Origin of the sequence: Arcanobacterium ihumii (genome assembly GCF_900604515.1) — a bacterium.
In the GTDB taxonomy this organism is placed as follows: domain Bacteria; phylum Actinomycetota; class Actinomycetes; order Actinomycetales; family Actinomycetaceae; genus Arcanobacterium_A; species Arcanobacterium_A ihumii.
On sequence record NZ_UWOS01000001.1, the window covers coordinates 164,678 to 176,622 of the forward strand.

The 11,945-nt window shown below is 47.8% G+C and carries 12 protein-coding genes; 3 read left to right on the top strand and 9 right to left on the bottom strand.

Annotation, left to right across the window (positions count from 1 at the left end; all coding sequences use genetic code 11):
• Positions 1-116: 116 nt before the first annotated feature.
• The 6 genes from brnQ to EIH22_RS00785 all read right to left on the bottom strand — a co-directional run bounded on the left by brnQ (position 117) and on the right by EIH22_RS00785 (position 6,674).
• Positions 117-1,457: a branched-chain amino acid transport system II carrier protein gene (gene brnQ / locus EIH22_RS00760; RefSeq protein ID WP_124053928.1), complete on the bottom strand. Its 1,341-nt coding sequence runs from the start codon at positions 1,455-1,457 to the stop codon at positions 117-119.
• A gap of 186 nt (positions 1,458-1,643) precedes the next feature.
• On the bottom strand, positions 1,644-3,128 hold the full coding sequence (locus tag EIH22_RS00765) for a multicopper oxidase domain-containing protein (RefSeq protein ID WP_124053929.1): 1,485 nt from the start codon (positions 3,126-3,128) through the stop codon (positions 1,644-1,646).
• A 4-nt stretch (positions 3,129-3,132) separates the two neighbouring features.
• Entirely contained in the window at positions 3,133-4,449 is a 1,317-nt protein-coding gene (locus EIH22_RS00770) for a hypothetical protein (protein WP_124053930.1), read from the bottom strand.
• Positions 4,446-5,567 (bottom strand): hypothetical protein, encoded by a 1,122-nt coding sequence (locus tag EIH22_RS00775; RefSeq protein ID WP_200829127.1) that lies wholly within the window; start codon positions 5,565-5,567, stop codon positions 4,446-4,448. The genes EIH22_RS00770 and EIH22_RS00775 overlap by 4 nt, the downstream gene beginning before the upstream one ends.
• A 92-nt stretch (positions 5,568-5,659) precedes the next feature.
• On the bottom strand, positions 5,660-5,938 hold the full coding sequence (locus EIH22_RS00780) for a DUF2249 domain-containing protein (protein ID WP_124053931.1): 279 nt from the start codon (positions 5,936-5,938) through the stop codon (positions 5,660-5,662).
• Between the two features lie 289 nt (positions 5,939-6,227).
• A complete protein-coding gene (locus tag EIH22_RS00785) occupies positions 6,228-6,674 on the bottom strand; it encodes a hypothetical protein (protein WP_200829128.1) in 447 nt (148 codons plus the stop codon).
• Positions 6,675-6,823: 149 nt separating this feature from the next.
• On the opposite strand from EIH22_RS00785, the gene EIH22_RS00790 reads away from it, so the two are divergent.
• The gene (locus EIH22_RS00790; protein WP_124053932.1) at positions 6,824-7,498 is read left to right on the top strand and encodes a SatD family protein; all 675 of its coding nucleotides are present in this window, start codon (positions 6,824-6,826) and stop codon (positions 7,496-7,498) included.
• A gap of 14 nt (positions 7,499-7,512) precedes the next feature.
• On the opposite strand, the gene EIH22_RS00795 is transcribed toward EIH22_RS00790, so the two are convergent.
• The 3 genes from EIH22_RS00795 to EIH22_RS00805 all read right to left on the bottom strand — a co-directional run bounded on the left by EIH22_RS00795 (position 7,513) and on the right by EIH22_RS00805 (position 11,234).
• A complete protein-coding gene (locus tag EIH22_RS00795; protein WP_124053933.1) occupies positions 7,513-8,607 on the bottom strand; it encodes a sialidase family protein in 1,095 nt (364 codons plus the stop codon).
• A gap of 191 nt (positions 8,608-8,798) precedes the next feature.
• Positions 8,799-10,286: a peptide MFS transporter gene (locus tag EIH22_RS00800; RefSeq protein WP_124053934.1), complete on the bottom strand. Its 1,488-nt coding sequence runs from the start codon at positions 10,284-10,286 to the stop codon at positions 8,799-8,801.
• Positions 10,287-10,472: 186 nt separating this feature from the next.
• Complete coding sequence (locus EIH22_RS00805; protein WP_124053935.1) at positions 10,473-11,234, bottom strand: HAD-IIA family hydrolase; 762 nt, start codon at positions 11,232-11,234, stop codon at positions 10,473-10,475.
• Between the two features lie 296 nt (positions 11,235-11,530).
• Between EIH22_RS00805 and EIH22_RS08890 the strand changes: the two genes are divergently transcribed.
• Both EIH22_RS08890 and EIH22_RS09065 read left to right on the top strand, forming a co-directional pair.
• Complete coding sequence (locus tag EIH22_RS08890) at positions 11,531-11,668, top strand: hypothetical protein (RefSeq protein WP_160148988.1); 138 nt, start codon at positions 11,531-11,533, stop codon at positions 11,666-11,668.
• Positions 11,665-11,880: a thiol-activated cytolysin C-terminal domain-containing protein gene (locus EIH22_RS09065; RefSeq protein ID WP_124053936.1), complete on the top strand. Its 216-nt coding sequence runs from the start codon at positions 11,665-11,667 to the stop codon at positions 11,878-11,880. Before EIH22_RS08890 ends, EIH22_RS09065 begins: the two co-directional genes overlap by 4 nt.
• The last annotated feature ends 65 nt before the right edge of the window (positions 11,881-11,945 follow it).

An 11,945-nucleotide genomic window follows, 5' to 3' on the forward strand; every position in this document is an offset into this window, starting at 1 on the left:
TTCAGCCAACAAAAGAAAATGATTGAATAATATAGAATCTCATTGACGAAGATATGCTCCAGGAACACTTACGGTACAAGGAGAGATACGTCCGACGTTAGTAAAAATACCCAGAGTTATGAGCGCATATTTTTACCGTTACGGCTGGTCGCAAAGATGATAATTCCAATCATCGCACCAATCAATGATGGCACAACCCAACCTAAACCAAGATCAAACAATGGTAAGAATGACGCTGCCCAGCTTACCTCGATACCGAATGGCAACATCTTGAGGAAGTCGAAAATCGCGGCGATTCCTGCACCAACTGTGGCACAGAGGTAAACGGATCGAGGCAACTTTACGTAGCTATCAACGAAAGCAAGGAATATCAGAGAAATAGCTAACGGATAAAGCAACATTAGGATCGGAACAGCATAATCGATAAGTGCTGTGAGCCCTACGTTCGCCATCAGGAAGGAGAAAAGCGAAAATGCAATGACGAGCTTGTTGTAGCTGACACGCCCCTTGAGCAAGGGCTCGAATGCTTGACCACAGGCGGTAATGAGACCGATCGCCGTCTTAAAACAAGCAAAGGTAATGGTCAGAGCCAAGACTAAAGTTCCAACGGATCCCAAGTAATGCTGGGAAATTTGAGCAAGCGCGATGCCTCCGTTTTCAGACGTTTCAAAAAGACCACGGCTCTGCACGCCCATGATCGTAACCAGGACATAGATAAACGCCATGAGAAGACCGGCAAAGACTCCCGCCTTCATCGTTGAACGCGCGATTGCTCTTTCTTCGGTGATTCCCACCGTCATAATAACGTTAATGATGACGATGCCAAAGGCAAGCGAGGCGATGCCATCCATTGTGTTGTAGCCGTCCAGCAGTCCCTTGAAGAATACCCCAGATTGGTAAGAAGCGTCTGGATCGACGGATCCCACTGAGGTAGCTGGGCTCCAGAGCGCAGCAACCACGAGTACCGCTAGGCACGCCAAGAAGATTGGGTTGAGGATCTTTCCGATCCACGTAACAATACCAGAGGGCCGAAGCGAGAAGAAAAGAGCAGCTGCAAAGAACACGGCGGTAAAGATTAAGAGCGTCAAGGTTGCGTTTTCTTTGCCGTCAAGAAGTGGCTCCACCCCAATGGTGAAAGAGGTAGTTGCGGTTCTAGGGATGGCGAAGAACGGCCCGATCGTTAGGTAAAGCAACGCTGTGAAGACCTTCGCGTAGCGCGGTCCGATTCGCGACGATAGCTCTTGAAGACCGCTGGAGTGAGTCGCACCAATTACGACGACGCCGAGAATCGGTAGTCCTACGGCACTTATTATGAATCCCACTAGGGCCCAGAAAACGTTTGCTCCGGCAAGTTGACCAAGGTGAACTGGGAAGATTAGGTTTCCAGCTCCGAAGAATAGTCCGAAGAGCGTGCTAGAAACTAGTGCAAGCTCTCCGGCGTTAAGTTTCGTTTTCATTAGTGACCCTTTGTAGTACACAAAATATCGAAGTGACTCTTAGAAATCACCTCAAACCGTCCTATTTATAGCACAAGTTTGAATATTCGAAAAAGTTAGGCGCTATTTGGGATGACACCACACTGATGGAAATCAACATGCCGATCCGAGTTCCAGAATTCACCCCCCCCTAAAGACCGTTTGAGCTCAGTCTTTGACATGAATGACGGCTCGAGCTCCACGCTCAGCAAGACTCATGACGTGGTTAACCGCTGTGTAATGTCCCGGCTCAGCAAAACTGAGTTCCGCAAAGCCACCTTGTGCGGCAAGTAGCGGCAGTACTTGGGCACCACCAGTATTTGGTGCAGTTGCTCCCAACGTTGCTTTGTCGAAAGCACCGACCCCCTTACGAATTAAATAGGTCCCCTCGGTCCACGTAGTGTCGAACTGACCTCCAACGATATGGAAAGAAAAGTCCTCGTTTGGACCGGCGTCGAGCACCCAAAATCGGGCTCGCTGACCCTTCTTCAGTGTCAGCGGGTTTTGCACGTATTGATCGGCAATTCCGTTAAACACCACTCGATCCGGATCGCGTGAAAGGATCTTGGCGGCGTCGAGTTCTTTTGCTTCGTCAGGTTTGTGCGCTGCATTCGCAAAATAAATCTCAGATTGAACGAAAACGAACGACGCATCTACAGTGTCGAGATCTTCTGGCTCGATAACTACCGCCCCATGCATGCCAGCCGCAATATGGCTGGACATAGGCATCGTTGAGCAATGATACATCCAAATACCCGCTCTATTTGCGTGGAAAACGTATTCAAGCGATTCGCCGGGTTTAATTGTTCGCATTGGCTTATCAGGTGCCAACGCACCCGCGTGGAAGTCAATCGAATGACCAGTGGTCCCTTCGTTTATCAGAGTGATCACAAAGGTATCTCCCACTCGCCCATGCAACGTAGGTGCCATAGATTCGCCATTAAAAGTCCAACGTTTTTGATACAAGCCCGGAGAAACTTCAAGTGTGACTTCCTGCGCCTTCAAGGTAATGTTTCTTGTGGTTGGACCACTATTAGGTTCTAGTGGCTGAAGAACTGGGTCAATACTATGCGTTAACTTTGCATCTTTTACATCGCTAATCGCCATTGGCATGGAGTGACCCGCGTGGGATCCGGAGCTGTGGTCCATTCCTCCTGCAGTCTCGGTATGTTGAGATTTTTGATCGGAACCGATCGCGACGATATCAATCTTCATCCCCATTTGCGCGTGGCCAGCTACCGAACATTGTCCCGTGGTAGAAGCAGTAATAACTCCCGCATTAAGATCTTCGGATTCTCCAGGCTGTAGACGTTTTGTTGCCTTTTTCCCGATCACAAGGTCATGTCCGGAAACTGAATCTTTATTCGTAACCGTCACGATGAGTTCATTTCCCACTGGCACTTCGATCCGATTCGGGGAGAAAGTCATATCTGGTCTAGCTTCCACGGAAACCTTGGTCACCTCACCCGTCGGCTTAACCTCAGCGGTGTTTGTTCCACTCGAGGCATTTTGGGAAAACGGAGCCAGATGTCCCATCGAATTAGCGATCATACCGACAACAATTGCCAATAGTATTGCCGCGATAGAAGCAACCACTCCGATGCTCGACCAAACAGAGGTAATAGCACCTTTTTTAGTTTCGTCTTGTTTCATTAGATTATTTCCCACCTTGAATTTTCCCTAAATCAGCTTTTCCACCACCGAGTAGAGACTGACGATGCTTCGGATCAGGATCTTCGAAGAACTGTTGATTTTCACCTGATTCTTTGCGGATTTTTATTCCTGCTTTAACCGCAGAAACCATAATCGGTACGAATGCCAGATAAATCAAAGCTATTAGCCCAATTAAAGAGCTCTGCACCCCTGAAGGAATCGGAAGCAGCCACATCAGCAGAGCCGCATTCGGCGTAATTGTTCGGAAAGTTGCTGCCGTGTTCAGCTTTGATTGAACTGCTCGAACAGTCGCCGAACCGTTACCAATCAAACTCGGAATAAGGAAGCTTAGGGCACCAGTAAGAATCTGAATGGCGAAACCTGCCGCCAGAACAATCCCAACTCTTGGCAGGTGCTCGGTAACTGTACTCCAACTACTTGAAGAGGCAAGCGACCATGCGACCATCATCAATCCGACCATTGCCCACAGAGAGGCAATTCCTACGGCAGCAGGTGCGTATTCGCGTACGCCTTTGTTCCGAATTGGGGAAAGTAGCGCCCGCCCCCACCAGAAAATTCCCAGAGCATAGATGATAAGCCCGAGCAACGCAAAGACGCGTGAGCCAAATAAAGCTCCCGTGACGATGATAATTACTCCTAACGAAAGCGGTAAGAGTGCTTGCTTCACCCATAGCTCGGATTTTTCATGCATCCGAGCCCGTAGCAAAGTCGGCCAAAAAGTCACAAGAGTGCCAATAACGGTTAGCCCAATCCAACCGAGGAAATTAAAGGTCATGTGGGCGATCATAAGCTTGCCACGCCATTCATCGCCGACTCCGATAGCAAGTATGATGCCGACGGTTGCGCCGCATGGAAGCATAAGACCAGCAATTTCGTAGTACCTCAAAACTATGCGAAAACGGCCCGGCAGCGCTACGCGAACTTTCATTAGGATGTAGACGACGTGCCAGATAATCGCCACACCCACAAAGGTCGCGCCGATAGCTACCAAGATCCACAAACCTGCTGGGAAGCCGATAAAAACAAGGCTAGCGCCGATAGCAAGCATGATAATTCGGCAATCTTGAGTGAAATTATCTCTATCCGATGCTCTACTTTTGAGGAGGGTGTGAGAGAAGTACTCCGACCAAACCATTGCAGAGTGAGTAAGTGCCCCTAGGAAAAGAATATGGATGGCTAGCCATTCATAGGCGGTAAAATACGATCGGCCAACGACTACCGCTGCCGCCATTATTATCCATACCACCGCTACAAAATCCCGCAAGTGGCGGACTCTGCCCTTATTACTATTCTTTTTCATGTCTCCGTACTCGTTTTGGTTGCTGTGCTTATCCTTTTGGCTTTTGCCAATTTTGCACTAAGGATTGAATAGACGACGCTTACCATGAACGCGAGAACTGCAATGACGTTGAGCGTTCCACCGATTTTCCAGACACCGGTTTGTCCAAGCAGCAATTCGCCTGCCACTCGGATAGCTAAGCCGCTATGTAGCAATATCAGTGGAATGTACATAAGTTTTTTAAATGGAACAGGCACTCCCATTACCGTGGGAAAAATGATGGGTGCGTGTGCCATAATCATCGAAAAACCAAACCCGATGAAAACCGTGTGGATGACGACGTCGTAATAAACACTCCCAATGGTTCCCGCAGTGATTACCCACGTTACACCGCCAACAATCAACCACATATAACCCATCAGCAATGATGTGGCGGTAAATTTATGGAGACCAGAAGATTTGATTAAGTACCTTGGAACATCGTCTTTTAACAGCCAAAGAGCTATGAGGAACTGCATTACACCAAATAAACGATTCCCTAGGCTTGGGAAAAGTAGCGCGATAACCGAGGTGAGAGTCAACAGGCTTGACATCCATAGCAAAACGGGAACTGCACGTGGACCCATCGATAGTTGGGCGAGTTCAGCACGTTCGGAGGCAATAGTCACGATCAGATAGCAGGCTAATAGGGGTATAACTTCATGGACTTCGGAGAATAAAGATAATAACGCAGCAGCAAAACATGTGACCGCTGCCAGGATTTGAACGGCGATTAAGGTGAGCGATGCGCGTTTCCACAGAGATGCGTAAATCAAGACAAAGATTACTGCTGCTTCAACGAGTAAGATCTGACCTATCGTTCCGATTAGCGACGGCGATCCCCCTAGAGCAGCCACTATTCCTCCAAGCCCAAACAAACCGGGAGCAAGGTATGCCCAGCTACAGCGTTGGTCTTTAGAAGCAAGAGCTTGGGCGCGCTCAAGGGAAATGAGCGTGCCCAAGAAGCCAAGGGTCATCACGAGCCCGTGACTTCCACCTGCTGGGTCTTGGCTTGGCTCTACTGGTGCCCATTGGCCGAGTTTCAGCAAAGCCGCATTTAGCCCTGCAAGCAAACTACAGCCGGCGAGCAAAATAAACATTATTCGAAAACTAGGTTTGCGGCGTCGCTCCCCTAATTCTCTTGCTTTACTGTTCGTTTGCTCGCTAGCTTGTTTTGCTTTTTGCACGTGACTTACTTCTTTAGGAACTTAATCGTCCAAGGTTCTTCGGATACGTAGGAAACCTCAACTGAGTCACCGTAAGCTTCCTTGACTTGGTCAAGCAGTGGAAGTGGGTTGTGTGGAGCAATCAAATTGAACGAAGCCCCTGGTTGGAGTTGCGAAATTGAACCCAAAATTGCACCATGGCGAATGATTGGTGGGAGCTCGCGTGCATCGAGAACAGCTTCGTCATGCGAGCACCCACATTGGCATCCGCCTGACTTCTTTTCGGAAATTGGAAGTTCACTCATTGTTTCTCCTTCAGTGACGAATTAATTAGAAAACTAAAAAATCTCGAAAATATTTCGATAGCACCATACTACCTTGCAGCGTCGCAAAATTTAGAAAGCAAATTAGAAATCACAAAACGATGATAACGTGTGCTCAATACGGACTTTTATCCCAAATCGAGCGTGCAGGAGTTTTATTATTTACATTATTACTTTTTAGGTGTCGCTTAAAGAAAGGCGCGTCTCTCCTCTGTAAATAATTATTATCCAACTCGGAAGAAAAGTGGGCACGAGCACCAAAACGCAAACACTAATTGACAAAGAAACATTCGAGCAGGTGCCCCACACCAATAACAACACCCACCCAGAGCACCGACCAAAGAATCGATAAGAAAGTCCCTATGATAAACAGCTCACCAATGCGTGAATCGTTTCCGTTTCTTAATTCTGGATAGCGCCCCAGGCCTTTGATCGCCAGAACCATAGCAACTCCTTCAGGAAAACCAAACACTAAGCATAGATATACGGCCAAACGTTCAAGTACCCCAATAGCCCGTCCACCACGGAAAGTTTCCCGCGAACCGAGGAGCAATCCATACTTACCATCATCAGACGAAGCTCCAGCTCCTCGCCCCCTATTGGCCATTTCCAGCCGAAGGAAAACCTTGCGCACGAATGGATTACCCGCCATTGCACCAAGAGCTCCAAGCGCAATAATCACAAGATGGCCAACCTGCATCAATATCTGATTCTGCATACGTTTAACTATAGAAGGTCAGCCTCCCTCTTCACAGCACATACTAATTAAGCTATTATCTTAATTAGTAAATTATTAAGCTATAGCCTTAATATATCCAATATTAAAGCTATGGCTTAATTTGAAATCGTGGATGCAAGGAGAAAATCATGCACAATCCGAAGCAAATAAAGCGAAGCTCTCCAGCAGAAGCTCCCACTAAGTATGCCGTCATTGGAGATTTAGTCCAGTCCAGAAAAGGTAAGAGAGAACAAACCCAAGCAGCGTTAATGGACGGACTAGAGAAAGTAACAACACCAAGCATTGAAGTCTTTCACCCAACTGTTGGCGATGAAATCCAGGGAATATTCGCCTCACTAGGCAACGCATTTCAAGCTCTGCACTTTCTACGGGTCCAGATGCGGATACTCAACACCGATATACGATTCGGGATCGGAATCGGTGAGATCAAAGAAATAGCTCAAGCACCTTCAATTCAAGACGGAAGCGCATGGTGGAACGCCAGAAGCGCAATCGAAACTGTGCATGAAATGCAAGGGACTCCTGGGAGAGCGGGCGTGCGCACCGGTATCATTGGCTTTGAGGAAAATGGATTCGAAACTATCACTGCCACCCTAGTCAGTGCATCAGCCCAACTCATTGACAGCCAAATCTCCAGTCTTAAACCGAGTACGTGTGGTTCATTACTTGGATTACTCATAGGCGAGCCAAACTACGTAACAGCAGAAAAGCTAAGCATCTCGGCACCTGCCAACTCACAGCGAGTAAACACCAACAACCTCCGACCACTCGCAGATGCTATGCGCGCCTTGTGGGAACTTTAAGATCCTTGCTCTACCTAGTTGTTGTGCTCGTTAACTACAGGAGGTTTCGCCCAACCTGGAGAGCCATGGCGAATATGTTTCAATGATCTTGACTGTTCATCCTTGACACAAGCCATCAGTTCACTGACCGATAACGAAGTAAAAACAATGCTCTGATAATCGTCCGCTTCCCAAACTAAACCCAGAGTATCATCGTCGATCACAACCAAAGCCGAGTAGGCGGCAGCACCGTCGTCGATAAGAATTGGCGCACTCCACGACCGTGCTTCATCCGACGAAACATGGACACTCAGTCGTGTACGGTGAACGGCATCATCACACATAGAAGCGAAGAGTAAGCGGCCAATTCGTGCCAATCCACCGTTACAGGCAGGGTCTTGGAGGAGTGCTACTGGAACCAGTGGCGTGAAAGTTTTGCCTAAATCCGCAGAAAAACCCTGACGCCTAGCAGGCGTCGCACGAGCATGCATGAGGATTGTGCCATCATCAAGTGCAACTACCTTATTTTCATCGCAATCTGGCCCTACTGGCTCCCCCATCGTCCAGGTTTCGCCGTTATCCACCGAGCTTGCACAGATCGCATAGTTACGATCATCTATTCGCGCCACGAATGTTTGAAGAAGAGCACCTTCCCCAGTAATAGCTCCGTTTCCCGAGGATGTAAACATCCCCGCCACCTGGTTAGGGCGAAGCGAGCTATAGTCACGATGCGTCCAGGTCAACCCATCATCATCCGACGTCGCTAACCATAGTTCGAGCCCAGGTCTGCCTGCCCGTGCGGAAAAATAAGATTCACCTGTAGAACCTACGTACCAGCAAAGGATTGTTCCGGTTTCTGGATTAGTCAGCAGGGACGCATCACCAAATCCGTGACCAGGCGTGTGTGAGCGCAACAGTGCAGGCTCGCTCCAAGTCTCACCTTTATCATCGGAATATCTGAAAACAATATCAAAGTCCGCGGGAAGGTCACGCCAGTCTGAACGGACATCGTAGGCAACAAGGATTCGACCCGTCGCAGTTACGGTAATCGCTGGGATTCGGAAAATAGGATCCGAAAACGCACTACCCCGTATCTTTTGACCTCGTTCAGCAACTGTTTGAAAACGCACTTAAAATCATCCACTTCGATCATCTTTGGTATTTTCATTGTGCATGAAACTGCGTGCAATTAACAGTTGTCCAATTATGCCAACGAGTACTTTTCCTCATCTGTGCAAAATCGCGCATACAATGCATCAATACAATAAAGGGGCGCTTCCTCTGCATGAAGAAGCGCCCCAAGATGAGTTTTTCGAAGAAATCAGCGGATATCTACGAACTTCTTTTCGATCCAATTGCGGATCAACAAGAGGATGAATCCGAGAGCGATAGAAACCACGCCTAGTACGATAAAGAAAGTGTTTTCCGCCGAAACCGAGTTTGGATCATAATAGTCAGCAAGAGTACCCGAAAGCGATGTACCCATGGATACTGCCATGAGCCACACAGCCATCATCATTGAAGGATAAGCCTTTGGTGCTACCTTAGTTGCGAGTGCATTTCCTACTGGGCTCAAGAGCAACTCACCGATAGTGAAGAGGAACAAGATCCAGACAATCGCCAATAGCGGAGTGGAGTTAGCTTCGCCTCCTGAGAATGGAATGAAGAAGAAGAGCGAAATTCCAATGATGATATTTGCAACTGCAAACTTAACTGGAGTCGACCACTGGCGTTCACCCAGCTTCGTCCAAAGAGATGCAAATATTCCCGCGAAGATGATGATGAAGAGTGGGTTGAAGGACTGGACCCAGGTTGGGGAAAGCTCAAAACCGAAGAGATCACGATTCAAACGAACATCTGAATAGATAGCCAATACAGTGAACTGCTGCTGGAAAATTCCAAAGAACACTACTCCAGAGATAAAAAGTGGAATAAAGCCAATCAGCCTTGACTTTTCCGTAGGAGTCGTGAGGTGGGAGCGGTACATCTGAAGCCACATAACTACTGCAGCAACCAGAGCAAGGAGCGAAACAACGCTCGAGAGCGCGTCAAGTGGAATAATTCCTGTTGCTACTAGTAGTACCGATGCTCCGATCGTTAGAACTGCGATTGCGATCCACTGGAAGTACTTCGACTTCGGAAGTGGATTCGGAACGTCGTGACCTGCTGCACCGATCGTCGTCTTACGCATCAAAATGTACTGGATCAGACCAGCAGCCATTCCAATTGCAGCAAGACCGAATCCCCAGTGAAATCCTTCCATTCCCCAGATCCAACCAGTGAGCAACGGACCGAAAAGTCCACCAATGTTTACACCCATGTAAAATATTGAAAAGCCTGCATCTCTGCGTGGATCTTGGCGATGGTAAAGCTGACCTAACACAACCTGAGCGTTCGTTTTTACGCCGCCCGATCCGATTGCGATGCACACTAGCCCGAGGGCAAGACCAGCGACGGTCGGTACCAATGCAAGCGAAATATGACCCATCATCACAAGGATTGCCGAATAGAAGAGAGTTCGCTCAGACCCCAGCAGACGGTCAGCTACGAGTGATGCCACGAGTGCTGCCATATAGACGAGTCCGCCATAAGCTCCCATGATCGAGGTCGACGCCGTTTGGTCTAGGCCAAGTCCTCCCTGCGTTGTTTCGTAGTACATGTAGTAAAGAAGAATTCCTTGCATCCCGTAGAAACTGAAGCGCTCCCACATTTCGACGCCAAAAAGGTTTGCGAGTCCCCAAGGTTGCCCGAAGAAAGTCCTTTCTTTAGCTACACTGTCACTCTTCCCGTCTGAGCTAGCGATCGTCATAATTCCCTTTCAATCACAGGTCAATAATGTTCTTTTGACGAGTCTTGAACAAATACTTACTTGAGCAAGACTACACTAATCGGTTCCACCGATAATTTTTATAGTCAAATAGTAAGCAAGTGGGGAGAGAAACCGCATAGGCGTTTCTCTCCCCACTTAAGTCACAACTGAAAAATTCAGAATTTCTTACACAAGCTCAACCACATCAGCAATTGAGTTATGAACGAAGTGTGGACGGAATGGATACTTTTGGATATCTTCGCGTCGAGTCGATCCCGTGAGAACCAAGTGAGTCGTTAAACCGGTTTCCACGCCAGCGAGAACGTCAGTATCCATACGATCACCAACAATGGAGGTTTCCTCTGAGTGAGCTCCGATCTTGTTTAGACCGTTGCGGAGCATCACAGGATTTGGCTTACCAACGAAGAATGGTGAACGCCCAGTTGCCTTTTCGATCAATGCAGCAACTGCTCCGGTAGCAGGGATATCGCCATTTTCAGATGGACCAGAGTTATCTGGATTAGTGGCAATAAATCGTGCACCCGCCTGAATGAGTCGGATCGCCTGAGTGATTGCGTCAAATGAGTACGTGCGGGTCTCACCAAGTACTACAAACTCGGGGTCCGTCGTCGTCATTATAAAGCCTTCTTCATACAAGGCAGTGGTTAAACCAGCTTCACCCACAACATAAGCACGGCGGTTTTCGGTCTGCTGACCAAGGAATCGGGCCGTTGCCAGAGCAGAAGTCCAGATTCTATCCTCTGGAACGTCAAGGCCAGAAGCGCTGAGTCGCGCAGCAAGGTCACGCTCGGTGAAGATTGAGTTGTTCGTAAGGATAAGGTATGGGATGTCCTTTTCTTGAAGGCGCCCGAGAAAATCTGCCGCGCCCGGAAGTGCTTTTCCTTCGTGGACGAGTACACCGTCCATATCAATTAACCATGATTTCATACTCAATTCTTATCACAAAGAAACCGTAGTGGTGACGGGTTTTCGCTACGAACTTGCACAGGATATGGCACGATGTGCGCACATTTTCTCGATTCACGTTTTCCCAATTGAAAATCCGTTAATAGCACCTCCTAAAACACATCACACTGCATTAAATTAAAATGGTAGTTCAAATTTTTTAGCATTATTATTCTGTTGCTAAATCGCTCATATCACAGGCAAATAATGCTTAAAAATTGAATCATACTTGTGTTACGTTATGTTAGGGTGCAAGATAATTTCATAACAGTAAAGTAATGCGAGTATACAAACATATAGACGTCACCCATAAGGCAGGCGAGATCATGAAAAGAAAAATTCTTGCAACAGTAGCTGGAATTACGATCGGCATGGACTCAATGCAAATTACTCACTTGAGCACGTCTCGAGCGTGAGCGGCAGTCGCCAGATCTTCGTGAAACTAGAGACTGAAAACACATCCAACGATGTACAGGTCACATTTAACGCCGTATTCAAAGCAACCCGCTTGGCTTGGGATCCGTGGTGGACGATCGTCAATGAAAAAGACCTTCCTTTGGTTTCTAACTGGGAAGTTGTGGTCAAGGGTACAACTCTTAACCCTTGGGTGGAGAACAACGTGAGCTGAAGGGTCCCACCTGTTCCGAACCAACTAATTGAGGGACTGATGTTTGTGAAAATGACTGACACTCC